The 25,112-nt window shown below is 64.9% G+C and carries 26 protein-coding genes; 24 read left to right on the top strand and 2 right to left on the bottom strand.

Features of this window, described 5'->3' with window-relative positions; all coding sequences use genetic code 11:
* The first annotated feature begins 9 nt into the window (after positions 1-9).
* The 9 genes from ACREB4_RS02185 (at position 10) to ACREB4_RS02145 (ending at position 7,264) form a co-directional block, all read left to right on the top strand.
* Positions 10-531 (top strand): ATP synthase subunit I, encoded by a 522-nt coding sequence (locus ACREB4_RS02185; RefSeq protein WP_431586551.1) that lies wholly within the window; start codon positions 10-12, stop codon positions 529-531.
* 12 nt (positions 532-543) lie between these two features.
* Complete coding sequence (gene atpB, locus ACREB4_RS02180) at positions 544-1,434, top strand: F0F1 ATP synthase subunit A (protein ID WP_431586550.1); 891 nt, start codon at positions 544-546, stop codon at positions 1,432-1,434.
* Positions 1,435-1,506: 72 nt separating this feature from the next.
* Positions 1,507-1,755: a F0F1 ATP synthase subunit C gene (gene atpE, locus ACREB4_RS02175; protein ID WP_230180239.1), complete on the top strand. Its 249-nt coding sequence runs from the start codon at positions 1,507-1,509 to the stop codon at positions 1,753-1,755.
* A 37-nt stretch (positions 1,756-1,792) separates the two neighbouring features.
* Positions 1,793-2,263 carry a F0F1 ATP synthase subunit B gene (locus ACREB4_RS02170; protein ID WP_431586549.1) on the top strand — a complete coding sequence of 157 codons (471 nt, stop codon included), beginning with the start codon at positions 1,793-1,795 and terminating at the stop codon, positions 2,261-2,263.
* 2 nt (positions 2,264-2,265) lie between these two features.
* Positions 2,266-2,799, top strand: coding sequence for a F0F1 ATP synthase subunit delta (locus ACREB4_RS02165; RefSeq protein ID WP_431586548.1), 534 nt, complete (start codon positions 2,266-2,268; stop codon positions 2,797-2,799).
* A 96-nt stretch (positions 2,800-2,895) separates the two neighbouring features.
* Positions 2,896-4,449 carry a F0F1 ATP synthase subunit alpha gene (gene atpA, locus ACREB4_RS02160; RefSeq protein ID WP_431586547.1) on the top strand — a complete coding sequence of 518 codons (1,554 nt, stop codon included), beginning with the start codon at positions 2,896-2,898 and terminating at the stop codon, positions 4,447-4,449.
* A gap of 13 nt (positions 4,450-4,462) precedes the next feature.
* Positions 4,463-5,329 carry a F0F1 ATP synthase subunit gamma gene (gene atpG, locus ACREB4_RS02155; protein ID WP_431586546.1) on the top strand — a complete coding sequence of 289 codons (867 nt, stop codon included), beginning with the start codon at positions 4,463-4,465 and terminating at the stop codon, positions 5,327-5,329.
* Positions 5,330-5,358: 29 nt separating this feature from the next.
* The gene (gene atpD / locus ACREB4_RS02150) at positions 5,359-6,771 is read left to right on the top strand and encodes a F0F1 ATP synthase subunit beta (protein ID WP_431586545.1); all 1,413 of its coding nucleotides are present in this window, start codon (positions 5,359-5,361) and stop codon (positions 6,769-6,771) included.
* Between the two features lie 73 nt (positions 6,772-6,844).
* On the top strand, positions 6,845-7,264 hold the full coding sequence (locus tag ACREB4_RS02145) for a F0F1 ATP synthase subunit epsilon (protein WP_431586544.1): 420 nt from the start codon (positions 6,845-6,847) through the stop codon (positions 7,262-7,264).
* 51 nt (positions 7,265-7,315) lie between these two features.
* On the opposite strand, the gene ACREB4_RS02140 is transcribed toward ACREB4_RS02145, so the two are convergent.
* Positions 7,316-8,401 carry an AraC family transcriptional regulator ligand-binding domain-containing protein gene (locus ACREB4_RS02140; RefSeq protein WP_431586543.1) on the bottom strand — a complete coding sequence of 362 codons (1,086 nt, stop codon included), beginning with the start codon at positions 8,399-8,401 and terminating at the stop codon, positions 7,316-7,318.
* Between the two features lie 125 nt (positions 8,402-8,526).
* On the opposite strand from ACREB4_RS02140, the gene ACREB4_RS02135 reads away from it, so the two are divergent.
* Positions 8,527-9,765 carry an oxygenase MpaB family protein gene (locus ACREB4_RS02135; RefSeq protein WP_431586542.1) on the top strand — a complete coding sequence of 413 codons (1,239 nt, stop codon included), beginning with the start codon at positions 8,527-8,529 and terminating at the stop codon, positions 9,763-9,765.
* A gap of 23 nt (positions 9,766-9,788) precedes the next feature.
* A complete protein-coding gene (gene ilvA / locus ACREB4_RS02130; RefSeq protein ID WP_431586541.1) occupies positions 9,789-11,360 on the top strand; it encodes a threonine ammonia-lyase, biosynthetic in 1,572 nt (523 codons plus the stop codon).
* An 18-nt stretch (positions 11,361-11,378) separates the two neighbouring features.
* Here ilvA and ACREB4_RS02125 read toward each other — a convergent pair whose 3' ends face one another.
* The gene (locus ACREB4_RS02125) at positions 11,379-12,029 is read right to left on the bottom strand and encodes a hypothetical protein (protein WP_431586540.1); all 651 of its coding nucleotides are present in this window, start codon (positions 12,027-12,029) and stop codon (positions 11,379-11,381) included.
* A 182-nt stretch (positions 12,030-12,211) separates the two neighbouring features.
* Between ACREB4_RS02125 and gspG the strand changes: the two genes are divergently transcribed.
* The 13 genes from gspG (at position 12,212) to ACREB4_RS02060 (ending at position 25,109) form a co-directional block, all read left to right on the top strand.
* A complete protein-coding gene (gene gspG / locus ACREB4_RS02120) occupies positions 12,212-12,676 on the top strand; it encodes a type II secretion system major pseudopilin GspG (protein WP_431586539.1) in 465 nt (154 codons plus the stop codon).
* Position 12,677: 1 nt separating this feature from the next.
* Complete coding sequence (locus tag ACREB4_RS02115) at positions 12,678-13,196, top strand: pilus assembly FimT family protein (RefSeq protein WP_431586538.1); 519 nt, start codon at positions 12,678-12,680, stop codon at positions 13,194-13,196.
* A complete protein-coding gene (gene gspI, locus ACREB4_RS02110; RefSeq protein WP_431586537.1) occupies positions 13,165-13,554 on the top strand; it encodes a type II secretion system minor pseudopilin GspI in 390 nt (129 codons plus the stop codon). The genes ACREB4_RS02115 and gspI overlap by 32 nt, the downstream gene beginning before the upstream one ends.
* Positions 13,551-14,183 carry a PulJ/GspJ family protein gene (locus tag ACREB4_RS02105; RefSeq protein ID WP_431586536.1) on the top strand — a complete coding sequence of 211 codons (633 nt, stop codon included), beginning with the start codon at positions 13,551-13,553 and terminating at the stop codon, positions 14,181-14,183. Before gspI ends, ACREB4_RS02105 begins: the two co-directional genes overlap by 4 nt.
* 1 nt (position 14,184) lies before the next feature.
* Positions 14,185-15,237 carry a type II secretion system minor pseudopilin GspK gene (gene gspK / locus ACREB4_RS02100; protein ID WP_431586535.1) on the top strand — a complete coding sequence of 351 codons (1,053 nt, stop codon included), beginning with the start codon at positions 14,185-14,187 and terminating at the stop codon, positions 15,235-15,237.
* A 106-nt stretch (positions 15,238-15,343) separates the two neighbouring features.
* A complete protein-coding gene (gene gspL / locus ACREB4_RS02095; RefSeq protein ID WP_431586534.1) occupies positions 15,344-16,609 on the top strand; it encodes a type II secretion system protein GspL in 1,266 nt (421 codons plus the stop codon).
* 24 nt (positions 16,610-16,633) lie between these two features.
* Positions 16,634-17,158: a type II secretion system protein GspM gene (gene gspM / locus ACREB4_RS02090; RefSeq protein ID WP_431586533.1), complete on the top strand. Its 525-nt coding sequence runs from the start codon at positions 16,634-16,636 to the stop codon at positions 17,156-17,158.
* Positions 17,159-17,175: 17 nt separating this feature from the next.
* Positions 17,176-18,066: a type II secretion system protein N gene (gene gspN, locus ACREB4_RS02085; RefSeq protein WP_431586532.1), complete on the top strand. Its 891-nt coding sequence runs from the start codon at positions 17,176-17,178 to the stop codon at positions 18,064-18,066.
* A 3-nt stretch (positions 18,067-18,069) separates the two neighbouring features.
* Complete coding sequence (gene gspD, locus ACREB4_RS02080; RefSeq protein ID WP_431586531.1) at positions 18,070-20,322, top strand: type II secretion system secretin GspD; 2,253 nt, start codon at positions 18,070-18,072, stop codon at positions 20,320-20,322.
* 1 nt (position 20,323) lies between these two features.
* A complete protein-coding gene (gene gspE, locus ACREB4_RS02075; RefSeq protein ID WP_431586530.1) occupies positions 20,324-21,748 on the top strand; it encodes a type II secretion system ATPase GspE in 1,425 nt (474 codons plus the stop codon).
* A gap of 27 nt (positions 21,749-21,775) precedes the next feature.
* Complete coding sequence (gspF, locus tag ACREB4_RS02070) at positions 21,776-22,993, top strand: type II secretion system inner membrane protein GspF (RefSeq protein WP_431586529.1); 1,218 nt, start codon at positions 21,776-21,778, stop codon at positions 22,991-22,993.
* 100 nt (positions 22,994-23,093) lie between these two features.
* Complete coding sequence (locus tag ACREB4_RS02065; protein ID WP_431586528.1) at positions 23,094-24,101, top strand: AAA family ATPase; 1,008 nt, start codon at positions 23,094-23,096, stop codon at positions 24,099-24,101.
* Positions 24,102-24,170: 69 nt separating this feature from the next.
* Positions 24,171-25,109: a 5'-nucleotidase gene (locus ACREB4_RS02060; RefSeq protein ID WP_431586527.1), complete on the top strand. Its 939-nt coding sequence runs from the start codon at positions 24,171-24,173 to the stop codon at positions 25,107-25,109.
* The last annotated feature ends 3 nt before the right edge of the window (positions 25,110-25,112 follow it).

The raw sequence follows: 25,112 nt of genomic DNA, 5'->3' as shown, positions 1-25,112 counted from the left end.
GTCGACACCATGAACTCGTCAGCCTTGGATGACAGCCGAAAAATCGAGGAAGTCTTTGAAGACTCCAACGAGGATTCGGAACCTCCGATCAGGCCATGGACTCGCGATGAAGTCGCGGCCCTGAAGGCCCGGCAGCCGGTCGTGTCCTTGTGGCGGGTGCTTGGAATCCAGGTGCTGGCGGGCGTGTTGCTCGCTTTGGTGTCCTGGTGGCTTGGTGGGTACCGCAGCAATGTGGTTTGGTCAGCGTTATACGGTGCGGCCTGCGTGGTGGTGCCTGGTGCGCTGTTCGCCTACGGAATGGGCCGGCAGGTGTCTGCGATCAATCCCGGTGTGGCCGTCTTCGGCTTCATGCTGTGGGAGTTTGTGAAGATAGGTGTGGCAGTCATCATGCTGGTGGCCGCCATCAAAGTGGTGCCGCAATTGAGCTGGCCTGCCTTTCTGGTGGCCCTGGTTGTGTGCATCAAGCTGAATTGGCTGGCCTTGTTCATGCAAGGTCGGGTGAAGAAAAACGTCGCGAGCGACAACCGCTAACTGAGATCAACGATGGCAGCTGAAGGACAAGAAGAGCACGCCCTGACCGCCAGTGGTTACATCACGCACCACTTGCAGCACTTGCAAAAGAACTTCGACTGGGCAAATGTCAAGCAGGCCAAGATTGTCGACTTCACCGTCTTCAACATCGACTCCCTGTTCTGGTCGCTGCTCATCGGTGTGATCGGTTCGTTCCTGCTGTGGTCGATCGCGCGCCGCGCCACCTCCGGTGTGCCTGGCCGTGCGCAGGCCGCCATCGAGATGCTGTTCGAAATGGTCGACAACCAGGCCAAGGGCATCATCAAGAACGCCAACAGCCGCAAGATCGTCGCGCCCCTGGCCCTGACCGTGTTCGTCTGGATCTTCCTGATGAACTTCATGGACATGCTGCCGGTCGACCTGCTGCCGCAAGCCTGGCACCACGCAGGTCCTGCGCTGGGCTACGACCAGTATTTCCGCGTCGTGCCCACGGCCGACCTGTCCACCACCCTGGGCCTGTCGTCCAGCGTGCTGCTGATCTGCCTGTTCTACAACATCAAGATCAAGGGCGTCGGAGGCTGGTCCCACGAACTCGTGGCCGCGCCTTTCGGTGACCACTTCCTGCTGTACCCCATCAACTTCCTGATGCAGCTGATCGAATTCACCGCCAAGACCGTCTCGCACGGCATGCGGTTGTTCGGCAACATGTTCGCTGGCGAACTGGTGTTCATGCTGATCGCCTTGATGGGTGGCGTCTGGTCCTGGCAGTTCAACCCGACCGAAGGTTACTTCTGGCTGGGCATCGGCCACGTGGCCGCCGGCACCATCTGGACCCTGTTCCACATCCTCGTGATCACGCTGCAAGCCTTCATCTTCATGATGCTGACGCTGATCTACGTGGGTCAGGCACACGATCATCACTGATCGATCTGTCGTCGTTTTTCCGGTTTTCCCTTTCCCTTTCGTTCTCTTTCATTTTTCTACTTAGGAGTCATCATGGAACATGTTCTCGGTCTCGTGGCACTGGCATGCGGCATCATCGTTGGTCTGGGCGCTATCGGCGCTTCGATCGGTATCGCTTTGATGGGCGGCAAGTTCCTCGAGTCGTCGGCTCGTCAACCTGAGCTGATCAACGAACTGCAAACCAAGATGTTCATTTTGGCTGGTCTGATCGACGCTGCCTTCCTGATCGGCGTGGCCATTGCCCTGCTGTTTGCTTTCGCCAACCCGTTCGTGCTGGCTTGAGTCACCCCGAACCTTTCACGACTGAAAGGCTCGCGCCGTGAATATCAACGCAACACTCTTCCTCCAGGCCATCGTCTTTGCGATCCTGGTGTGGTTCACCACGCGCTTCATCTGGCCGCCTTTGACCAAGGCCCTGGACGAACGTGCTCGCAAGATCGCGGACGGTCTGGCTGCGGCTGACAAAGCCAAGTCCGAACTGGCCGTGACCAACAAGCGTGTCGAGGAGCAACTCGCCCAGACCCGCGAAGAGAGCACGAAGCGCATCGCCGACGCTGAAAAGCGTGCCCAGGCCATCGTCGACGACGCGAAAAAGCGCGCCGAAGACGAAGGCGCCAAGATCATCGCTGCTGCCAAGGCCGAGGCCGAGCAGCAAGTGATCCGGGCCCGTGAAGCGTTGCGCGAACAAGTGGCCACGCTGGCCGTCAAGGGCGCCGAGCAGATCCTGCAAAAGGAAGTCAACGTTGGCGTTCACGCCGACCTGTTGGCCCGCCTGCAGACGGAGCTCTGACCATGGCTGAGCTGGCAACCATCGCGCGCCCCTATGCCGAAGCCCTTTTTCAGGTCGCCCGCAAAGGTGATCTGAAAAGCTGGACTGGGCAGGTGGAGGCGCTGGCCAACGTCGCGGCTGATGCTCAGCTGCGTGCGTTCGCCGACAACCCCAAGACCCTGCCCACGCAGGTGTTCGATGTGTTGACGGCCGCCGCCAACCAGCCGCTTGATCCGCAACTGCAGAACTTCCTGCATGTGCTGATCGACAACGGCCGTCTGGCAGCGTTGCCTGAAATCATCGGGCAGTTTCACGCCTTGGTGAACGCCAGTTCCGGTGTATCTGACGCCAAGATCTTCAGCGCTTATCCGCTGGACCAGGCTCAGCTCACCAACGTGGTCAGCGCGCTCGAAAAGCGCTTTGGCCGCAAGCTGGTCGCCACCGTGGAAGTCGAGCCCGAATTGATCGGTGGCATCCGTGTGGTCGTCGGTGACGAAGCCCTGGACACCTCGGTCAAAGCCCGACTGGAACGCATGAAGGCCGCCTTGACCGCCTGATCGCGCCGCGCCGCATCGACACAACTGGATCGACCTTATCCGTCGGGTTGTCTCAGGTGTGCACTTGAGACAGATTGACCCAACTGGGAGCTAAGCATGCAATTGAATCCCGCCGAAATTTCTGAACTGATCAAAAGCCGCATCGAGGGCTTGAGCACCTCGACGGACCTCAGCAACCAAGGCACCGTTCTGTCGGTGACCGACGGTATCGTCCGTGTCCATGGCCTGTCCAATGTGATGCAGGGCGAAATGCTGGAATTCCCAGCCACCGCCAGCGGCACCCCGACCTTCGGCCTGGCCCTGAACCTCGAGCGCGACTCCGTCGGCGCCGTGATCCTGGGCGAGTACGAGCACATCTCCGAAGGCGACACCGTGAAGTGCACGGGCCGCATCCTGGAAGTGCCCGTGGGCCCCGAACTGATCGGCCGCGTGGTCAACGCCCTCGGTCAGCCGATCGACGGCAAGGGCCCCATCAACGCCAAGGTCACCTCGCCCATCGAGAAGATCGCCCCTGGCGTGATCGCCCGTGAATCCGTGTCGCAGCCTCTGCAGACCGGCCTGAAGTCCATCGACTCGATGGTGCCCGTGGGCCGTGGCCAGCGCGAGCTGATCATTGGCGACCGCCAGACCGGCAAGACCGCCGTCGCGATCGACGCCATCATCAGCCAGAAGGGCCAAGGCGTCACCTGCATCTACGTCGCGATCGGCCAGAAGGCTTCGTCGATCAAGAACGTGGTGCGCGCCCTGGAAAACGCCGGCGCCCTGGAATACACCATCATCGTGGCCGCTTCGGCTTCCGAATCTGCCGCCATGCAGTTCGTGTCTCCCTACTCGGGTTGCGCGATGGGCGAGTACTTCCGCGACCGCGGCGAAGACGCCCTGATCGTGTACGACGACCTGTCCAAGCAAGCCGTGGCTTACCGCCAAGTGTCGCTGCTGCTGCGCCGCCCCCCCGGTCGCGAAGCCTTCCCTGGCGACGTGTTCTACATCCACTCGCGCCTGCTGGAACGTGCAGCCCGCGTGAACGCCGACTACGTCGAAGCCTTCACCAAGGGTGAAGTCAAGGGCAAGACGGGTTCGCTGACGGCACTGCCCATCATCGAAACGCAAGCCGGTGACGTGTCGGCCTTCGTGCCCACCAACGTGATCTCGATCACCGATGGCCAGATCTTCCTGGAAACGTCGCTGTTCAATGCCGGTATCCGCCCCGCCATCAACGCCGGTATCTCGGTGTCGCGCGTCGGTGGTGCTGCCCAGACCAAGCTGATCAAGAACCTGTCCGGTGGTATCCGTACCGACTTGGCCCAGTACCGTGAACTGGCTGCCTTCGCGCAGTTCGCTTCCGACCTGGACGAAGCCACCCGCAAGCAACTGGACCGCGGTGCCCGCGTGACCGAACTGCTCAAGCAGGCTCAGTACTCGCCGCTGCCGATCTCCTTGATGGGCGCCACTCTGTTCGCCGTGAACAAGGGCTACATGGACAACGTCGACGTCAAGAAGATCCTGGCTTTTGAATCTGGCCTGCACCAGTTCCTCAAGACCAGCCACGCTGCCCTGTTGGCCAAACTCGAACAGACCAAGGCTCTCGACAAGGACGCTGAAGCCGAGCTTCAGTCTGCCATCGTCGCGTTCAAGAAGTCGTTCGCCTGATTAGGAGCACGCCATGGCGGCAGGCAAGGAAATACGCGGCAAGATCAAGAGCGTAGAGAACACCAAGAAGATCACCAAGGCCATGGAAATGGTCGCGGCTTCGAAGATGCGCAAGGCGCAGGAACGCATGCGTTCCGCCCGCCCTTACGCTGAAAAGGTGCGCAACATCGCAGCGCACTTGTCCAAGGCCAACCCCGAGTACATCCACCCCTTCCAAATCGCCAACACCGGCGCCAAGAAGGTCGGGTTGATCGTGGTGACCACGGACAAGGGCCTGTGCGGTGGCCTCAACACCAACGTGCTGCGTGGTGTGACGACGACGCTGAAAGAGCTGGACGCGCAAGGCAAGTCTGCCGAGATCGTGGCCATTGGCAACAAAGGCTTCGGCTTTGCCAACCGCATCGGCGCCAAGGTGGTGGCCCACGTGACCCAGTTGGGTGACACGCCTCACCTCGACAAGCTGATCGGTCCCGTCAAGGTGCTGCTCGACGCCTACGCGGCGGGCGAGCTGGCTTCGGTTCAGATCTGCTACACCCGCTTCATCAACACGATGAAGCAGGAAGCCCTGGTCGAACAGTTGCTGCCCTTGAAAGCCGAGACGTTGGCTTCCGAGCCTGCCCATCAGTGGGATTACATCTACGAACCCGATGCCAAGTCGGTGATCGATGACCTGCTGATTCGCTACGTCGAGGCGCTGATCTTCCAGGCCGTGGCCGAGAACATGGCGTCCGAGCAATCGGCGCGCATGGTGGCCATGAAGTCCGCAACCGACAACGCTGGTTCTGTGATCGCTGAGCTCAAGCTCATCTACAACAAGACCCGCCAGGCGGCGATCACCAAAGAATTGTCCGAAATCGTGGCCGGTGCGGCTGCGGTCTGACCCAGATTTAATTGATTGAAGGAACCAAAATGGCTGACACTCAAGCTGTAGGTAAGGTCGTTCAGTGCATTGGCGCCGTGGTGGACGTGGAGTTTCCCCGCGACCAGATGCCCAAGGTGTATGACGCCTTGAAGATGGACGGTTCGGCACTGACCCTGGAAGTCCAGCAACTGCTGGGCGACGGCGTGGTGCGTACCATTGCGCTGGGCTCGTCCGACGGCCTGCGCCGCGGCATCATGGTGTACAACACCAAGGCGGCGATCACCGTGCCCGTGGGTCCCGCGACCCTGGGCCGCATCATGGACGTGCTGGGCGCGCCCATCGACGAGCGTGGTCCCGTGGACCAGGCGCAAACCGCCTCCATCCACCGCAAGGCTCCCGCGTACGACGAGCTGTCGCCTTCGCAACAGCTGCTCGAAACCGGCATCAAGGTGATCGACCTGGTGTGCCCGTTCGCCAAGGGCGGCAAGGTGGGTCTGTTCGGTGGCGCCGGCGTCGGCAAGACCGTGAACATGATGGAACTCATCAACAACATCGCCAAGGCCCACAGCGGTCTGTCGGTGTTCGCTGGTGTGGGCGAGCGTACCCGTGAGGGCAACGACTTCTATCACGAGATGGCCGATTCCGGCGTCGTGAACCTGGAGAACCTGGGCGAGTCCAAGGTCGCCATGGTCTACGGCCAGATGAACGAACCCCCAGGCAACCGCCTGCGCGTGGCGCTGACCGGCCTGACGATCGCCGAGTCCTTCCGTGACGAAGGCAAGGACGTGCTGTTCTTCGTGGACAACATCTACCGCTACACCCTGGCCGGCACCGAAGTGTCCGCACTGCTGGGCCGCATGCCTTCCGCCGTGGGCTACCAACCGACGCTGGCCGAAGAAATGGGCCGCCTGCAAGAGCGCATCACCTCGACCAAGGTCGGTTCGATCACTTCCATCCAGGCCGTGTACGTCCCTGCGGATGACTTGACCGACCCGTCGCCTGCCACGACCTTCGCCCACTTGGATTCCACCGTGGTGCTGTCGCGTGACATCGCTTCGCTGGGCATCTACCCCGCCGTGGACCCGCTGGACTCGACCTCGCGTCAGCTGGACCCGAACGTGGTGGGCGAAGAGCACTACAACACGGCCCGCGCCGTGCAAGGCACGCTGCAACGCTACAAGGAACTGCGCGACATCATTGCCATTCTGGGCATGGACGAGCTGGCACCTGAAGACAAGCTGATCGTGTCGCGCGCTCGCAAGATCCAGCGCTTCCTGTCGCAGCCTTTCCACGTCGCTGAAGTGTTCACGGGTTCGCCCGGCAAGTACGTGCCCCTGTCTGAAACCATCCGTGGGTTCAAGGGCATCGTGGCTGGCGAATACGACAGCCTGCCGGAACAAGCGTTCTACATGGTCGGTACCATCGACGAAGCCGTTGAAAAGGCCAAGGGCATGCAATAAGCAGGGAGGGGGCAACCCCGTTCCCGCTTGTTGACGATCCCCGATCCGATTCACCCCTTCGAGAAAGCCCGTTATGTCCACCACCATTCACGTTGACGTTGTTTCGGCAGAAGAGTCGATCTTCTCCGGCGAAGCCACGTTGGTGTCGCTGCCCGGTGAGTCCGGCGAGCTTGGCATCCTGCCCCGTCACACGCCCCTGATCACCCGCATCAAGGCTGGCGCCGTGCGCATCCAGCGCGCCGACAACAACGAAGAAGAGTTCGTCTTCGTGGCTGGCGGCATCTTGGAAGTGCAGCCTGGCACCGTGACCGTGCTGGCCGACACGGCCATCCGCGGCAAGGACCTGGACGAGTCCAAGGCCAACGAAGCCAAGCGCCTGGCCCAAGAAGCCGTTCAGAACGCCAAAGGCGACCTGGACCTGGCCAAGGCCCAGAGCGAACTGCAGATCATGGTTGCCCAGTTGGCGGCCCTTCAACGCTTGCGCAAGAAGTGATTTGAGAAGATTCCTTCTCCTTCGAAAAGCCCGCCACCGTGCGGGCTTTTTTCATGGCGATGGCGCCCGGCCCATGCCGGCTTCGCGCACGGCCAGGGGCGTCATCCCGGTCCAGCGGCGCACGGCCCGGTGGAAAGAACTGGTCTCGGCGTAGCCGGCTTCGGCCGCGATCTGGGCCAGGGGCAAGCCGGTCAGCCGCAATTGCATCAAGGCGCGCTCTTTGCGGGCTGATTCAAGCAAGCCTTTGAAGTTCAGGCCTTGGGCCGCCAACTGGCGTTGCACATGACGGACCGGACCGCCACCGAAACCACGGCTGGTCAACTCCGCGCACACGACCTCCAGCGTGGGGCTCTCGCCCCGGTCCAATGCCAGCAGGATGGCTTGCTGGAGCTGGGCTTTCAAGGCGTCCGCGTCCTGGGCCCGGGCCTGCCATTGGCGCCGGGCCATGGCACTCATGAGGTCGTGGATGGGCGGGTCGGCATTCGGGTTGGTCCAGCCCAGCCAGTCGGCCGGCATCAACTCCCGGCATTGCGCGGCCCGGAAGTTCACCGGCCCACCCGTGAAAACCTGGAAAGGGCGCGTGTTCGCGGGCGGCTCGCAAGGCAGCTCGACCAGCGCGGGCACCAGGTCGCGGCCTGACACCCAACGTGCGAAACCCAGGCGCGATGCGGTGAAGAAAGACCAGAAATGGTAGTCGTCAGGCAAGGGGCTCAGGGCTTCGTGGCGGGCCTCCAGGTGCGGGCCCACCACGTTGAAGTGCCCGCGGATTTCGGTGCAGAGCAGGCTTTGCAACTGCGCGAACAAGGCCAGGCCATCGCCCCCCACGGTGCAGCTCATGAGGGCGTAGCCCAGCGAACCCAAATGGGTCGGGCGCACCAGGCCGGCCACGTGCAGGCCGATGTGCTCGTCCCCAAGGAGGTGGGCCGCCTTGGCCAAGGCCTGGCTCAAGCGCCGGGCCGAAACACGCCGATCCTCGTCATGGGCGGGTGAGGCCGGCAGGGCCAGGATGTCGAGGATGGGCTGGGCATCCTGGTCCTGTGCCTGCACGTAGTCGGCGACCACGCGGGCGAAAGAGGCGCTGAAGCCGGCGCTGGCCAAGGCGTCTGAAGGTGGTGGTGGAGAAGCTGCGTTGCTCATGGGTCACCGATGTTAGCGGCCTGGCGGTGGCTTGTGCGGCCACTCCGCGGGTGTCTGCGGTCAATGACGTGCCGGCGCCGGCGCGCCACCATCGACAAACCGTGTCGTGTCCGAAAGCGCTGTCGATGTTGTCTCAACCCTCCTTGTCCGCCGTGGCGTCCATGCCAGCCACGCCCCCCAGCCGCCATGGCGCCGACCTGGCCGTCAGCCGCCGCATGGCCGCGCGCCTGAAATGGATGATTCCAGGCCACTGCGAGCCCAACGAGGCCACCTGGGCCAGGATGGGCGCGGCCCTGTGGGAAGGCGACCCCCTGGCAGACGAGGTGGCCCGTTGGCTGCATGCGGAAGGCATGAGCGAAGCGCGCGGCCGCCTGCAGCGGGCCATGGCGGAGGGGGTGTCCGCGGGCGACGACACGCCGCCAGCCCTGCGCCGCCTCATCGAGCATGCCCAGACGGTTCCGGAGTGGGTGAATCCGGCCTTGATGGCGCATGGCGCGCGTTTCCTGCAAAGCACCGGTTTGCACGGCATGCGGGTCTTGCGCGATGCGGGTTTGATGGCGGGCTACCAAGCCTCGGCGATCAACCAGACCTTGGTGCAAACCGGGGCCTTGAGCCGGGGCGCGCAGCGGCGCGTGTCCGAGACCACCTCCTGGTGGCTCGATTGCACGGCCGATGGCGGCATGGTGCCCCATGGTCCAGGGTGGAAAGCCACGATGCACGTGCGCGTGATGCACGCGCTGGTGCGGCAAAACGTTCGCCAGCGCCCCAGCTGGGATGCGGCCAGCTTCGGCCTGCCCATCAACCAGCTCGACTTGCAGGCCACCTACCTGGCTTTCAGCGTGGTGCAGTTGCTGGCCCTGCGCACCACGGGTTTCGTGGTGACGTCGGCAGACGCCCGCGCCGTCATGCACCTGTGGCGCTACATCGGCTGGTTGATGGGCGTCGACAACGCCTGGCTGTGCGACGACGAGATGCAAGGCCGCGTCTCCCTTTACGGCAACCTCCTCAGCCAGGCGCCCCCCGACGACAGCAGCGCCGCTTTGGGGCAAGCCTTGATGGACGAGCCGCTGCACCGCCACTACCGGTGGGGCAAGGCATGGCGAGGGCGTTTCGACAAGGCGCGCCACCTCAGCCTGGTCCGCTGGTTCGTGGGCCGGGAGGGCATGGGCCACCTGGGCTTGCCTTTGGCCTGGCCCTGGTACCCGGTGCTGACCTTTTTGCCCCTGCTGATCAGGTCGGGCCTGCCACGGCTGATGCCCGGGGCGCTGGAAAAGCGGGCCATTCGCCTTCGACAAACCCAATCTGCTTATTGGCGCCAGGAGATGGGGGGTGGCGAGCCGCGCGGGCATTGCCCTAGACTGTAGGGCTATCCCACGGAGACCCCACGATGTCCACCGCGCGCGCCGCCGCCAAGCCCAACGTCAAGACCACCGCCCTGAGCGTGCAGGACTACCTTCAGAAGATCCTGACCAGCCGGGTCTACGACGTGGCGATTGAAAGCCCCCTGGACGAAGCGCGCAGCCTGTCCAGGCGACTGGGCCACCACGTCTTCTTCAAGCGAGAAGACAAGCAGCCCGTGTTCAGCTTCAAGCTGCGCGGCGCCTACAACAAGATGGCCAAGCTGCCGCCCAAGGCCCTGGCCAAGGGCGTGATCTGCGCTTCGGCAGGCAACCACGCGCAGGGCGTGGCCATGGGCGCGCGGCGCCTGGGCTGCCAGGCCATCATCGTGATGCCGGTGACCACGCCGCAGGTCAAGATCGACGCGGTGGCCAGTTTTGGCGGCGAGAACGTGCAGATCGTGCTGCACGGCGACAGCTATTCCGACGCGGCCTTGCACGCCAAGGCGCTGGAGCAGAAGAAAGGCCTGACCTTCGTCCACCCCTTCGACGATCCGGACGTGATCGCTGGCCAGGGCACCGTGGCCATGGAGATCCTGCGCCAGCATGCCGGTCCCATCGACGCCGTGTTCGTGGCCATCGGCGGCGGCGGCCTCATCAGCGGCGTGGCCGCCTACATCAAGGCGGTGCGCCCGGAGATCAAGGTCATCGGTGTGCAGACCAACGATTCCGATGCCATGGCCAAATCAGTCAAGGCCGGCAAGCGCATCACCCTGGCCGACGTCGGCCTGTTCGCCGATGGCACGGCGGTCAAGCTGGTCGGCGAAGAAACCCTGCGCCTGGCCCGCGAGCTGGTCGACGAGTTCGTGGTCGTGACCACCGACGAGGTCTGCGCCGCCATCAAGGACATCTACCAGGACACGCGCTCCATCGTCGAGCCCTCGGGCGCGATGGGCGTGGCGGGCTTGAAGCAGTACGCGGCCCGCCACGGCGGCGAAGGCCGCACCTACGTCGCCATCAACTGCGGCGCGAACATGAATTTCGACCGGCTGCGTTTCGTGGCCGAGCGCGCCGAGGTGGGCGAGCAGCGCGAGGCCCTCTTGGCCGTGACCATCCCGGAGGAGCGGGGCTCCTTCAAGCGCTTCTGCGAATTGATCGGCCCGCGCAGCGTCACCGAGTTCAACTACCGGATCTCGGACGAGCAGCAGGCGCACGTCTTCCTGGGCGTGAGCATCAAGGGCAAGGGCGAATCAGGCCGCCTGGCGCAGGAGTTCGAGGCGCACGGTTTCGCCGCGGTCGACCTGACCCAGGACGAGTTGGCCAAGACGCACATCCGCCACATGGTGGGTGGCCGTTCAGGCCTGGCCGAGGGCGAGCGGCTGTTCCGCTTCGAGTTCCCCGAGCGGCCTGGCGCCCTGATGAAGTTTCTGACCAGTTTGCCACCGGGGTGGAACATCAGCCTGTTCCACTACCGCAACCAGGGCGCCGACTTTGGCCGGATCCTGGTGGGTCTGCAAGTGCCCAAGCAGGACACCAAGGCCATCAAGCCTTTGCTGGATGCCCTGGGGTATGGGTACGTGGATGAAACGCGCAACCCGGTCTACCGCTTGTTCCTGCGCTGAGCGCGGACGCGTCGTTGGTCAGAGTGGGCGGTTGCCGCCCGGACGAACCGGCCGCTGAGGGCGGTTCGCGTTGTTGAACTGGCTGGGGGGCGGTTGCTGCTGGGGCATGCCTTCCGGAGAGCCGGCCATGCCCGAATTGATGTCGGGCACCGCGCCGGGCATTTGTTGAGGTGGGGCGGCCGGTTCGCCGGTGCTGAAACCCGATGGCGGGGGCAGCGAGCCCGTGGCAGCACCGGGCAGCAGTGGCAGGTCGAGCTTGACGGCGGCGGGGCCCGCGGCAGGGCCGATTTCGGCGCCGCGCTGGCTGACGGCCAGGAGCACCATCTCGCCATCCACGGTGGCGCCGGCGCGCACGGCGCGGGGCGGTTTGCCATCGACGGACAACAGCGCCAGACCACCCTGGTCGCCTTCGTGGCGGGGGGCCACCACGCCGACGAGCTTGATGCGTCCGGCCAACACCGAGGCGGCGCTCGGGTCGGGTTGCGCGGGGTCGGCCGTGGGCGGGCCGGTCAACAGCTTGCGCAGATCGCCCCGCGCGGCGCTGTCCAGGGACACCGCCGTGGCATTGGGGGGGACGGGCGTGGCCTGGGCAAGCCAGCGCAGGCCCCAATAGGCCAGGCTGGCCGCGACGGCGGCCCAAATCAGGAGGGCGAGGATGCGAGATGCCATGATCTGGCCATTATCATCCCTGTTGATCGCTCCGAAGCGTGAAAACAGGCCGCAACACCTCGGGTTGATCCCGCATAGCTTGTCCCCCAAGCTCGGGCATGCTTGCGACCTCGTTCGTGCCGGGGAACCTCTCTGGCGTTCCGGACTCTCTCTTTCAGTCAAGTCACCACACGGATCTGCGCATGATGAAGATGTTCGCTCGACCCACCCAGCACCGCCTCCAAGGCGCGGCCCGGGCCCTCTCTCGGGGCTTCACCCTGATCGAACTGATGGTCGTGCTGGTGATCATCGGTCTGCTGGCCGCCCTGATCGTGCCCAATGTTCTGGAGCGCGCCGACGATGCCCGCGTCACGGCGGCCAAAACCGACGTCAGCAACCTGATGCAGGCCCTCAAGCTTTACAGGCTGGACAACCAGCGCTACCCGACGGCGGAGCAAGGCCTGCAGGCCCTCGTGGCCAAGCCCACCGCTTCGCCGATTCCCCCCAACTGGAAGCCCTACCTTGAAAAGCTGCCCAACGACCCCTGGGGCGCGAACTACCAATACGTCAATCCAGGCGTGAAGGGCACGGTCGATGTTTTCAGCTTTGGCGCGGATGGCCAAAGCGGTGGTGAAGGCAAGGATGCCGACATCGGATCCTGGCAGTAAGTTGCCACTTTCCTGCGCTCATGGGCCGCGTCCTGCACGCGGCTTCACCCTGCTCGAACTCATGGTCGTGGTCGCCTTGATCGCGATCACCACGGCCGTCGTGGCTTTCGCGGTGCCCGATCCCTCTTCGACACGCCTGGAGCGTGAAGCCGCCCGCCTCACGGCCATCCTGGAATCGGCGCGGGTCCAGGCGCGGGCCGGGGCCATGACCATCCAGTGGTTGCCAGAACCCAACAGCCGGGGCGACCAATACCAATTCATTGGCTTGCCCGAAGCCTTCATGCCGCCCCTCAAATGGGATGCGCCCGAGATCAAGGCCGAGGTCGTCAACGGCATTGGCGGCATCGGCTCCCGAAAAACCATCGTGCTGGGCCCCGAGCCCGTGATCGGCGCGCAAAGCATCATCTTGCGTCTGGAAGACCGTCAGATCATCATTGGCACGGATGGACTCAGCCCGTTCCACGTGATCACGGGTGCGCCTGAGGACGATGACGACGGAGAACCGCGTGCGCCTGCTTGATCCCCGTCAGCTTGGCATGACCCTGATCGAGGTCCTGGTGGCCTTGGCCATCGTGGCGATCACCTTGTCGGCCGGCATCAAGGCGGCGGGTGGCCTGACCTTGAACGCTCAGCGGGTGGCCGATCTGACGATGGGCCAATGGTGCGTCGAGAACCAGTTTTTCGATTTGAAGGTCAATGCCAAATTCCCCAACATTGGTGAAAGCCAGTTCAACTGCCAGCAATTGGGCCGGGAGTTCAAAGGCAAGCAGGTCGTGCGGGCCAGCGCCAATCCCAATTTCAGGTCCGTCGAGGTGAAGGTGCTGGACGAAGAGGGCCAGATGGTGTCGCGCGTGGTCACGGTGGTGCCCAAGCCATGACCACCCAACGCAGGTCCAGGGGCTTCACGCTCATCGAGGTGCTGGTCGCTTTGGTGATCCTGTCGGTGATGGCCGCCACGGCGTTCAAGGGCATGGACGGCATCAGCCGCGCCCGCGAGATCGCCGAGGGCAAGCTGAAACGCACCTTGCGCCTGCAATCGGTGATGACCCAGTGGGATGCCGACATGACCGCCGCGATCGACATGCCGACCATCAACCCCAGCTCGGCCCAGGGCCAGCGGGCCTTCCTTTTCAGCGGCAACCGCCTTCGCCTGCTGCGTGAAGCGCCGGGCGGCGGCGTTCAGGTGATCGCCTGGAGCCTGCGGGACGGGCGCTGGGAGCGTTGGGCGGGGCGGGGTGTCCGGCTCGTCGGCGACCTTGAAGACCAGTGGAAACAGGCCGAGCAGCTGAAAGGCGACGAGGCCGGGACCCTGACGATGCTCAAAGGGGTCGAGCAATGGCAGCTTTACTTTTGCATCGGGATCGCGCCCCAGCCCTGCACCGTGGTCAATGCGCAAACCGTTGGCAATCAGCAACTGCCCGTGGGCGTCAGTTCGGTCTTGACCCTGGGCGCCGGCAGCGGTTTCGCGGGCGTGGCCACGCGCAACACCCTCCTGGGGGCGCATTGACATGGCGGCCTTGATCCCACAACGCCAAGGCCAGCGCGGCGCGGCTCTGCTGATGGCCATGGTCATCGTCACCGTGGTGGCCACGATCGCCTCGTCCATGGTGTGGCAACAATGGCGCGCGGTGCAGGTCGAATCGGCCGAGCGTGGGCGCCAGCAACTGGAATGGCTGCTGGTAGGCGCCCTGGATTTTTCGCGCCTGATCCTGAAGGATGATGGCTCTCTGATACGGACCGATGGGACGCCGGAGCCGACGAACCTGGGGCAGAACTGGGCGAAGTCTCTGAAGGAAACGCGCCTTTCGGCCTTCCTGTCGGTGGACAAGGACAACACCGACGATGCGCCCGATGCATTTTTGTCCGGCCAGGTGGCGGACATGAACGCGCGCTATAACCTGCGCAACGTGATCGACATGACGGCCACGCCAGCGCCCAAGGTGGACCCCGCCCAGGTGGTGATCCTGCAGACCCTGTTCACCAGCATCAGGGATGTGCCGCCGACCTTGGCGACCCAGATCGCCGATGCGCTGGAGAAAGCCACGCTGGCGGCGCTCAACACCAACGCGGCGTTCACGGCCCTGGGCGGTTCGGCGTCGAACCTGGCCAGCGCGCCGCTGATGCCCCAGAAGCTCGATCAATTGCGCTGGTTGCTGCCTTCGCTGGATGCTGCCACCATCGAAAGAATCCGGCCTTATGTGACGTTGCTGCCTTTTTCGCAAACCATCGGGGGCTCGTCAACGGTCAATCCCAACACGGCGCCCAAGGAAGTGCTGGCAGCGGTGCTGGGCATCGACCTGGCCACGGCGGAACGGCTGGTCCAGTATCGGCAACGCGAGTATTTCAAGGATTTGAACGTTGTGCAGCAGCAGGCCGCCTTGAGCACTGCCCCGGGCGGGCTGGAGGTGAACTCCCTGTATTTCGAGGTAACCGGCACTTTGCGCCTTGAAAATCAGATCATGAAGCAACGCAGTCTGGTCAAGCGGTCGGGCACGGGCAGGCAGATGGAGGTGGTGGTCATGAGTCAGGAACTCTTTTCCGGCGTGGATCCCGGCAAGTGACAAGCCAGTATCTATCCTTAAACGTGTCTTATTTCGCGGCTTCTACAATGCCGAGGCATCTATCCTTGATGTGCGGTTTCCTTTCGAACCCTTTTGACTGCCGGGCATGAGCATCCTCATCCTTCAACTCCCCGCGCGTTCGCGCCTGAATGCCGACCTGGCCGTGGCGGAGCCGACGTCGTCCGTGGCCCAGGCGACCAAGGACTACGCGTACGTGCTCAGCGTCGATGGCCAGACCGTGGCCCGGCAGGGGCGTTGCGCCTTGTCGATGGTGCCGCGCGCGGACACCGTGGTGGCCGTGATGGCGCCCACCGATGTCAGCTGGCACAAGCTGACCGTGCCCAAGGCCCCGGCCGGACGCCTGCGTGCCGCCCTGGCCAGCATGCTCGAAGACGCCTTGCTGACCGATCCCGAAGACATGCACCTGGCCCTGGCCCCCTCGGCCAAGGCGGGCCAGCCCGCGTGGGTGGCCGCTTGTGACCTGACTTGGTTGACCGGCCAGATGATGTTGCTCGAGAAGGCCAAGTTGCGCGTGGACCGCGTGGCGCCGGCCGTGTGGCCCGACGAACCGGCCACCGGTTACTTCCATGAAGTCCACGAAGCCGGCAGTGGCGCGGCCCCCGACCGTGGCCTGGAAATCGTGCTGACCTGGTCGACCCTGGATGGCGTGGCCAGTTGGCCTTTGACCGGCGGCCTGTCGCGCGCCTTGGTGCCCGAGGCGCTGCCGCCGCAAACCCGTTTCTTCGCCACGCCGCAAGTGGCCTCGCCCGCCGAGCGCTGGCTGGGCCAGGCCGTGACGGTGCAGACCCAGTCCGAGCATTTGCTGCAAGCGAACCGTTCGCTCTGGAATCTGTTGCAATTTGACCTCACGCCCAACAGCAAGGGCTTCAACGCGGTGTCCGACCGCTGGCGGCAGTTCCTGAGTCCCCAATGGCGACCTGTGCGCGTGGGTCTGGCCGCCCTGGTCGCGGCCCAGATCCTGGGGCTGAACCTGTGGGCCTGGAAGCAGGAGCACCAGCTCAAGCTCAAGAAGGCCGAGATGACCAGCGTGCTGAAGCAGGCCTACCCTCAGGTCACCGTGATCCTCGATCCGGCCGTGCAGATGCAGCGTGAGACCGAAGCCTTGCGCACCCTGGCCGGCCAGCCGAGCGACAACGACCTCGAAGGGTTGATGTCCCTGGTCGCCAGCGCCTGGCCCAACGAGACGCCCTCCGCCGCGCTGCAGTACGACGGCAACAGCCTGGTGCTGGCGCCGCCGCCGGCCTGGGGCCCCGCCGACATCGACCAATTCCGCAGCAAGCTGTCGGCCACCGGTGCCCAGGTCGAGGTGACCGACGGCCGCCTGACCGTGCGCCGCGCCTCGCGCAGTTGAGCGACCGCCCACCAGAAGCCATTCATGAGCACTGAATCAGAAGCCACCTCCTTCAACGTCCTGCGCCAGCAGATGCTGGCCCGTTGGGCCGCGATGGCCCCGCGTGAACGCCAGATGGCCCAGGTCGCGGGCGCCCTGGTGCTGCTGGCGGTGCTGGTACTGGTGTTCATCCGGCCCGCCTGGAAAAGCATGCAGCAGACCCCGGCGCAGTTGCGCGACATCACCACCCAGGTCGGGCGCATGCGGGCCCTGGCCGACGAGGCCCAGGCCTTGCGCCAGCAGTCGCCCGTTTCGCCCGTGCAGGCCGAGGCCGCCCTGAAAGCCGCCACCGACCGGCTCGGGACCGCGGCGCGGATGAACATCCAGGGCGACCGGGCCACGGTGGAGTTCACCAAGGTGTCCGGCGAATCCCTGGCCGACTGGCTGGGCGAGGTGCGCGCGGCCGCCCGCGTCCGGCCGCTGGAAGCCAATCTGACGCAATCCGAGCCCGCCCACTATTCGGGCACCGTGGTCCTGGGCCTGGCGCCCGGGCAGGCTTCGGCACGCTGAGCGGGAAAACACACGGCATGTCCATCCTTTCCAACCTGAAATCTCCCGCCGCCTGGTGGTCTGGCGGCATGGCCGCGACCACGCGTTGGATGGAGTCCACCCTCGAGGTGGCGCGTTGGGAGAACATGCGCAAGGCTGGCCGCCGCTGGGGTTGGTGGGGCGGGGCCTTGGGCGCACTGATGGGCCTGGTCCTTTACTCGCCCGCCAGCTGGCTGGCGCAGGGGCTGGTGGTTTTGAGCGACGGCCGCTTGTTGCTGGCCGAATCTCAAGGTACCGTGTGGAACGGCGATGCCGTGGTGGTGCTGACCGGTGGTCCTGGTAGTCGGGATGCCCGGGCCTTGCCGGGGCGGCTGAACTGGACTTTGCGCCCGCGCCTGACCGGCCTGAACCTCACGGTCCAACAAGATTGCTGCGTGCCCACGCCCGTGGTGATCGAGGTTCGGCCGGGATGGGGCCGCGCGCGCATCGCGGTGTCGCCCTCGGGCCCGGTCGGGCATTGGCCCGCGGCCTGGCTGACCGGCCTGGGCACCCCTTGGAACACCCTGCAACTGGGCGGTGTGGTGCGTCTGAGCACCAACGCCATGGCCGTCGAATGGGTCCACGGGCGCGTGCGCCTGGAAGGGCAAGCGCAAGTCGGGTTCGACGATGTGTCGTCCAGCGTCACCACCCTCGACCGGCTGGGTTCCTACCGGATCGACCTGGTGGGCGACCCGGAGGGCCGCGTGAATTTGTCGCTCATGACCGTGGACGGCGCTTTGCAGCTGTCGGGTCAAGGGCAAGTGGGTTTGAACGGCTTGCGCTTCCGGGGTGAAGCGCGGGCCAACGAAAGTGAGCGCGGTGCGCTCGACAGTTTCTTGAACATCATCGGTCGTCGCATGGGCGACCGTTCCGTAATCTCGATCGGATAAGTCATGACGACCCATCCTCTGTTGTCTCGTCCCCGCGCGCTCGCGCTGGCCACGGCCCTGGCCTTCACCTTTGGGCCAGGCTGCCTGATGCCCTCGGCTTTTGGCGCGGCGCAGGCCGCCCCGGTGAAAAAGGGCGGGCCCACGGTCACGCTCAATTTCGTCAATGCCGAGATCGAAGGCGTGGCGCGGGCCATGGCGGCCATCGTCGACCAGCAGATCCTGGTCGATCCACGCGTCAAGGGCACCATCACGCTGTACAGCGAACAACCGCTGACACCCCGCGAGGCTTACCTGAACTTCCTGGCGGCCTTGCGCGGCCAGGGTTTCGCCATGGTCGAGGTGGCGGGCCTGCTCAAGGTCGTGCCCGAGGCAGATGCCAAACTGCAGACCGGCACGGTCGAGGTGGGTTCTGGCGTCAAGCGGTCGGGTGACCAGATCCTGACGCAGATCTTTCGCCTGCAGTACGAAAACGTCAACAGCCTGGTGACGGTGCTGCGTCCGCTGATCAGCCCCAACAACACCATCAACGCGAACCCGAGCACCAACACCCTGGTGATCACGGACTACGCGGACAACCTCAAGCGCATCGGCCAGATGATCGCGGCGATGGATGTGCCTTCGTCCACGGACATGGAGGCCATGCCCCTGCAATACGCCATCGCCTCCGACCTGGCGCCCATGGTGCAGCGCATGGCCGATGGCGGTGCCGCCGGCATCCCGGGGGTGGCGGGTGGTCAGGCCACCTTGGTGATGGCCGACCCGCGCACCAACACCCTGATGGTGCGCGCGCCGAACCCGGCGCGCCTGGCACTGGTCCGCAACCTGGTCCAGCGCCTCGACCGGCCCGGCACGGCGGGCCTGGGCGGCAGCGGCATCCACGTGATCTACCTGAAGAACGCCGACGCGGTGAAGCTGGCCCAAGTGCTGCGGGCCTCATTCCCCAGCAGCGGCGGTTCATCGGGTGGTGCGTCGTCGGGTGGCGGTGCCTCCTCCTCGTCCACCAGTGCGCCGAGCCTGCCTTCGTCGAACAACCAGAGCAGCTCCAGCAGCGGCACCGCCTCGACGCAGTCCACGACGCCGGTGGCCAGTTCGGCCCAGCCGTCGACCGGGGGATTCATCCAGGCCGACCCCAGCACCAACTCGCTCATCATCACGGCGACGGACGCCCTGTACAAGCAGTTGCGCGCCGTGGTCGATCAACTGGACGGCCGCCGCGCGCAGATCTACATCGAATCGATGATCGTGAAGGTCGATGTCGAGAAGGCCGCGCAGCTTGGCGTGAATTGGGCGGGCGGCACGAACATCAGCAGCAGTGGCAACACGGTGCTGGGCATGGGCACCAGCCTGGGCTCCAACACCTTGTCTTCCGTGGTGAGCGGCGCGACCAAGAGCCTGGTCTTGCCCTCCGGGTTCACGGTGGGCCTGGCCCGCGCGATCGGTGACGGGAAGTACAGCCTGGGTGCCCTGGCCACCTTCCTGGAAACGAACGCGGGCGCCAATGTCTTGTCGACGCCCAACATGGTCGCGCTCGACAACGAAGAAGCCAAGATCGTGGTGGGCGAGAACGTGCCTTTCGTGACGGGTTCCTACTCGAACGCGCAGACCACCTCCAGTGGCACCGTGAATCCTTTCCAGACCGTGGACCGCAAGGACGTGGGTTTGACCCTGCGCGTCAGGCCCCAGGTGGGCGAAGGCGGCACCGTGCGCATGACGGTGTTCCAGGAAGACTCCGCCGTCAAGGCGGGCGCCGACACCGGCACGGGGCCGACCACCACCAAGAGCTCCATCGAAACCACCGTCGTGATCGACGATGGCCAGGTGCTGGTCCTGGGCGGGCTGCTCAAGGACGACTACCAGGACAACGACAACAAGGTGCCGCTGCTGGGCGACATTCCCTACCTGGGCAACCTGTTCAAGAGCCAGTCGCGTGCGCGCAAGAAAACCAACCTGATGGTGTTCCTGCGGCCCATCGTGATGCGCACCCAGGAGGCCGCCAATGCCTTCACCCTGGACCGCTACGAGTACATGCGCAACAAGCAGATCGAAAGCACCCCGCAGCACAGCACGGTCATGCGCGTCAACGAGGTGCCCGTGCTCGACCCGCTCAAACTGTCCAATGAGCTGACCATGCCTTCGGTGAAGCAGCCGCTGGACGATCCCAATGCGCCCGCGCCCACCGTGGTGATGCCGGCCGACTCCGGTTTCGCGCCCAAGCTGAGCCCCGTGGTGCCTGCCAAGCCCGCCGTGGAGAAGTAACATGGCCGTCCGCCACCCCTTGCCCTACGCCTTCGCCAAGGCCCACAGCTTGCTGCTGGAAAGCGATGGCGAACGCGCCACCTTGTGGGCCAGCGAGCAAGTGTCGCGCTCGGCCTTGTCCGAAGTGATGCGCATGTTCGTGATCGACACCCTGGAACGCGAACCGGCCGAATCGCTGGGGCAGCGCATCGCCGTGGCCTACGCGGGCGGTGAGGGCAGCGCCGCGGCGGTGGTCGGCGAGGTGGAAAACGCCGTCGACCTGTCGCGCATGATGCAGGACCTGCCCGCGGTCGAGGACCTGCTGGAAGCCTCGAACGACGCGCCCATCATCCGGATGCTGAACGCGCTGTTGACGCAGGCCGCCAAGGACGGCGCCTCCGACATCCACATCGAACCCTACGAGCGTTCATCGGCCGTGCGCTTCCGCGTGGACGGCACGCTGCGCGAAGTGGTCCAGCCCAACAAGGCCCTGCACGCCGCGCTCATCTCGCGCCTGAAGATCATGGCCGAGCTGGACATCTCCGAGAAGCGCATGCCGCAAGACGGCCGCATCTCGCTGCGCATCGGCGGCCGCGCGGTCGACGTGCGGGTGTCGACCTTGCCCTCGGCGCATGGCGAACGCGCCGTGCTGCGTCTGCTCGACAAGGGCGATGCCAACAAGTTCACGCTCGAATCCTTGGGCATGAGCGGTGAATCGCTCGACCGCTTCAAGCGCCTGCTGCGCCAGCCGCACGGCATCGTGCTGGTCACCGGCCCCACCGGTTCGGGCAAGACGACCACGCTGTACGCGGGCTTGAGCACGGTCGATTCAACGACCACCAATGTGCTGACCGTGGAAGACCCGGTCGAATACGAACTGCATGGCATCGGCCAGACGCAGGTCAATGCCAAGATCGACCTGACCTTCGCCAAGGCCCTGCGCGCCATCCTGCGGCAGGATCCTGACGTGATCATGATCGGTGAAATCCGCGACTTCGAAACCGCGCAGATCGCGGTGCAGGCATCGCTGACGGGTCACTTGGTGCTGGCCACGCTGCACACCAACGATGCCGCCAGTGCGGTCACGCGTTTGACCGACATGGGCATCGAGCCCTTCCTGCTCAGCTCCAGCTTGCTGGGGGTGATGGCGCAGCGTCTGGTGCGCAAGCTGTGCGTGCACTGCAAGCGCGAGGACGAATACCACCGCTGGCACCCCGTGGGTTGCGCCGCGTGCGGCATGACCGGCTACAAGGGCCGGACCGGCGTGTACGAACTGCTGGTGGCCGATGACAACATCCGCGCTTTGATCCACGCCCAGGCGTCCGAAGCCCAGCTGTTCGAGGCCGCGGCCAAGAACGGCATGAAGGTGATGCGCGAGGACGGCGACCGCCTGGTGGCCGAGGGCATCACCTCGCTGGAAGAAGTGTTGCGCGTCACGCGCGAATAAGTCGCGAAATAAGGCCGAAGACTCACCATGCCTGCCTTCCGTTTCGAAGCCCTGGAAACCAGTGGCAAGACCGTCACCGGTCTGGTCGACTCCGACAATCCAAAATCGGCGCGGGCGCAGTTGCGTTCGCAGCAATTGGTGCCCTTGAAGGTCGAACTGGTGATGGTCACCGAGGCGCAGGGCCAGCAGCGCAGCATGTTCACGCGCCGGGCCTTCAATTCGACCTCGCTGGCGATCTGGACGCGGCAATTGTCGGGGCTGGTGTCGGCGGGACTGCCGCTGGAGCGCGCGCTCACGGCCTTGGCCGACGAGGCCGAAGACCCCACGCAGCGCGAGTTGGTGGCCCACTTGCGCTCCGAGGTCAACGCCGGTTCGCCGTTCGCGCGCGCCTTGTCGGGCTCGCCGAAAGAGTTCGACGAGGTCTACCGCGGCGTGGTGGCGGCGGGCGAACAAAGTGGCCAGTTGGGCGCCGTGCTCGAAAAACTGGCCGATGACCTGGAAGAGCAGGGCGCCCTCAAGTCCAAGCTGATCGGTGCGACCCTGTACCCGGCCGTGGTGTCGGTGTTCGCCATCGTGGTGGTCGTGGCCTTGCTGGTGTTCGTGGTGCCGCAGGTGGCCCAGGTGTTTTCAAGCAGCAAGCGCGCCTTGCCGCTGCTCACGCGCGTGATGCTGGGCCTGAGCGGCTTCATGCGCGAATGGGGCTGGTTGCTGCTGCTGATGATCATCGGTGGCGTGACGTCGCTGGTGTTCGCCTTGCGCGGCGAGGCCTTCCGCCGCAAATTCGACGCCTTCACCCTGGGCTTGCCGGTCATTGGCCGCCTGGCCCGCGGCTACAACGCGGCGCGCTTCGCGGGCACGCTGGCCATGCTGGCCGGCTCCGGCGTGCCGATTTTGAAAGCTTTGCAAGCAGCGGCGGAAACTTTGTCCAATCGGGCGATGCGGGCCGATGCCATGGAAGCCCTGGTGCAGGTGCGCGAAGGCGCGCCGCTGGCCTCTGCTTTGGCGGCCAAGAAGCGCTTTCCGGGTTTGCTGTCGATGTTCGCCCGCCTGGGCGAGCAGACCGGTCAGCTGCCCGTGATGCTGCAACGCGCGGCCACGCAGCTCAGCGCCGAAGTGCAACGCAAGGCCCTGGCGATCGCCACCGTGCTCGAGCCCCTGTTGATCGTGTTCATGGGCCTGATGGTGATGCTGATCGTCATGTCCGTGATGATGCCGATCATGCAGATGAACACCTGGGTGAAGTAAGCACGATATAGGCGGAGGGAATCCCCTTGATCGGGGGCTCGCCGCCGGGTCTGTTTGTTGCATGATGGTTCAGCGTCTTCGTGGTATCGGAGGGTTGAGCATGAACACTGGTTGTGAACTGGTCACGGTGCAAAACGAGGGGTCGCGTCCGCGCATCCCCATCGCGCACATGCGGCACGTCTATCGGCTTGAAGAAGTCGAAAAGAAGCTCGGCAAGCTGCCGCCGCGCGAACACGAATCCCTGCGCGCCACCTACGAGCGCATGCTGGAAATGGGCCCGGACCGCTTCCAGGTCAAGCCCTCGGGCCTGCCGGCCATGGACTACCTTTACGACGAGCTGCCCAATTTCCACGAGGCCCTGGACGATCTGCGCCGCCAATTGGCCTTGTGCGCCGACAGCCGCGACGCGCTTGAGATCACGCCCATGCTGCTGCTGGGCCCTCCGGGTGTCGGCAAGACGCACTTCGCCCGCGAGGTGTCGCAATTGCTGGGCACGGGCATGGGCTTCGTGTCCATGAGTTCGATGACGGCGGGCTGGGTGCTGTCGGGCGCGTCCAGCCAATGGAAAGGCGCGCGTCCCGGCAAGGTGTTCGAGACGCTGGTCGAGGGCCAGTACGCCAACCCCGTGATGGTGGTCGATGAGATCGACAAGAGCGGGGGCGAGCACGCCTATGATCCCTTGGGCTCGCTTTACAGCCTGCTGGAGCACGACACCGCCGGCCATTTCACCGACGAGTTCGCCGAGGTGTCCATCGATGCCAGCCAGGTGATCTGGGTGGCCACGGCCAACGAGGCGCGGGGCATCCCCGATCCCATCCTGAACCGCATGAACGTGTTCGAAATCGAGATGCCCAGCGAAGAAGCTGCGCGCAAGATCGCGTCCAAGCTGTACCGCAGCATCCGCGCCGACCACGATTGGGGCCAGCGCTTCGACCCCGACCTGAGCGAGGCCGTGCTGGCCAACCTGAGTCACCTGGCCCCGCGCGAGATGCGCCGCGCCCTGATGACGGCCTTCGGCAATGCCAAGCTGGATGGCCGCCACAGCCTGGAACAGCGCGACCTGCCCGATGCGCAGGGGCGGCGCACGCCCATGGGTTTCACGCAATGACGAAACGGCGCTGACCGGCCATCGGCGATACTGGCCCTTTCTTCATCGAACAAGAAGGGGACGGTCAAGATGCCGGTCAGTCTGTCAGGGCAGTTGGTGGTGGCGATTTCGTCGCGGGCGCTGTTCGACTTCGAGGACGAGAACCGCCTGTTCGACCAGGGCCGGGACGACCGTGCCTACATGAAGCACCAGCTCAAGCGGCTGGACGAGCCGGCCAAGCCGGGCGTGGCCTTCTCGCTGGTGCGCAAGCTGCTGGCCTTCAATTCCCCCGACCAGCCGCGCGTCGAGGTGGTCATCCTGTCGCGCAACGACCCGGTGTCGGGCATGCGCGTGTTCCGCTCGGCGCGGCACTATGGCCTGCCGATCCAGCGCGGCGTGTTCACGCGGGGCGAATCGCCTTACCGTTATCTGCGGCCTTTGCAGGCGCACCTGTTCTTGTCGGCCAACGAGGCCGATGTGCGCTCGGCCTTGCTCGAAGGCGTGCCGGCCGCGCGGGTGCTGCCGCATTCGGCCCGGGCCGGTGAAGCGCATCCCTTCGAAGTGCGCATCGCTTTCGACGGCGACGCGGTCTTGTTTTCCGACGAGGCCGAGCAGATTTATCAGAGCGGTGGCCTGGACGCCTTCCAGTTGCACGAGCAGGAGCGCGCCGCCAAGCCCTTGCCGGCCGGGCCGTTCAAGCCCTTGCTGCAAGCGCTGCACGACCTGCAGCAGCGTGGCCATCAGCTGGCGAGCGCCGACGAGCAGCGCATGCGCATCCGCACCGCCCTGGTCACCGCGCGCAGCGCCCCGGCGCACGAACGCGCGATCCGCACCCTGATGGATTGGGACATCGAGGTCGACGAAGCCATGTTCCTGGGCGGCCTGCCCAAAGGCGAATTCCTGCGCGAGTTCGAGCCCGATTTTTTCTTCGACGACCAGACTGGTCACGTCGATGGCGCGGCGCCACACGTGCCGGCTGGCCACGTCATGAGCGGTGTGTCCAACCCCATCGTCGAAGTCCTGGGCTGAGCT

The organism is Aquabacterium sp., assembly GCF_050725395.1.
In the GTDB taxonomy this organism is placed as follows: Bacteria; Pseudomonadota; Gammaproteobacteria; order Burkholderiales; family Burkholderiaceae_C; genus Aquabacterium.
Note: the sequence above shows the minus strand (reverse complement) of the source record. Positions and strands in the feature narration are given on the sequence as shown.

Coding starts and splice junctions, on each gene's coding strand:
- ACREB4_RS02185 (WP_431586551.1), top strand. CDS start 10: ATGAACTCGTCAGCCTTGGATGACAGCCGAAAAATCGAGGAAGTCTTT.
- atpB (WP_431586550.1), top strand. CDS start 544: ATGGCAGCTGAAGGACAAGAAGAGCACGCCCTGACCGCCAGTGGTTAC.
- atpE (WP_230180239.1), top strand. CDS start 1,507: ATGGAACATGTTCTCGGTCTCGTGGCACTGGCATGCGGCATCATCGTT.
- ACREB4_RS02165 (WP_431586548.1), top strand. CDS start 2,266: ATGGCTGAGCTGGCAACCATCGCGCGCCCCTATGCCGAAGCCCTTTTT.
- atpA (WP_431586547.1), top strand. CDS start 2,896: ATGCAATTGAATCCCGCCGAAATTTCTGAACTGATCAAAAGCCGCATC.
- atpG (WP_431586546.1), top strand. CDS start 4,463: ATGGCGGCAGGCAAGGAAATACGCGGCAAGATCAAGAGCGTAGAGAAC.
- atpD (WP_431586545.1), top strand. CDS start 5,359: ATGGCTGACACTCAAGCTGTAGGTAAGGTCGTTCAGTGCATTGGCGCC.
- ACREB4_RS02145 (WP_431586544.1), top strand. CDS start 6,845: ATGTCCACCACCATTCACGTTGACGTTGTTTCGGCAGAAGAGTCGATC.
- ACREB4_RS02140 (WP_431586543.1), bottom strand. CDS start 8,401: ATGAGCAACGCAGCTTCTCCACCACCACCTTCAGACGCCTTGGCCAGC.
- ACREB4_RS02135 (WP_431586542.1), top strand. CDS start 8,527: ATGTTGTCTCAACCCTCCTTGTCCGCCGTGGCGTCCATGCCAGCCACG.
- ilvA (WP_431586541.1), top strand. CDS start 9,789: ATGTCCACCGCGCGCGCCGCCGCCAAGCCCAACGTCAAGACCACCGCC.
- ACREB4_RS02125 (WP_431586540.1), bottom strand. CDS start 12,029: ATGGCATCTCGCATCCTCGCCCTCCTGATTTGGGCCGCCGTCGCGGCC.
- gspG (WP_431586539.1), top strand. CDS start 12,212: ATGATGAAGATGTTCGCTCGACCCACCCAGCACCGCCTCCAAGGCGCG.
- gspI (WP_431586537.1), top strand. CDS start 13,165: ATGACGACGGAGAACCGCGTGCGCCTGCTTGATCCCCGTCAGCTTGGC.
- ACREB4_RS02105 (WP_431586536.1), top strand. CDS start 13,551: ATGACCACCCAACGCAGGTCCAGGGGCTTCACGCTCATCGAGGTGCTG.
- gspK (WP_431586535.1), top strand. CDS start 14,185: ATGGCGGCCTTGATCCCACAACGCCAAGGCCAGCGCGGCGCGGCTCTG.
- gspL (WP_431586534.1), top strand. CDS start 15,344: ATGAGCATCCTCATCCTTCAACTCCCCGCGCGTTCGCGCCTGAATGCC.
- gspM (WP_431586533.1), top strand. CDS start 16,634: ATGAGCACTGAATCAGAAGCCACCTCCTTCAACGTCCTGCGCCAGCAG.
- gspN (WP_431586532.1), top strand. CDS start 17,176: ATGTCCATCCTTTCCAACCTGAAATCTCCCGCCGCCTGGTGGTCTGGC.
- gspD (WP_431586531.1), top strand. CDS start 18,070: ATGACGACCCATCCTCTGTTGTCTCGTCCCCGCGCGCTCGCGCTGGCC.
- gspE (WP_431586530.1), top strand. CDS start 20,324: ATGGCCGTCCGCCACCCCTTGCCCTACGCCTTCGCCAAGGCCCACAGC.
- gspF (WP_431586529.1), top strand. CDS start 21,776: ATGCCTGCCTTCCGTTTCGAAGCCCTGGAAACCAGTGGCAAGACCGTC.
- ACREB4_RS02065 (WP_431586528.1), top strand. CDS start 23,094: ATGAACACTGGTTGTGAACTGGTCACGGTGCAAAACGAGGGGTCGCGT.
- ACREB4_RS02060 (WP_431586527.1), top strand. CDS start 24,171: ATGCCGGTCAGTCTGTCAGGGCAGTTGGTGGTGGCGATTTCGTCGCGG.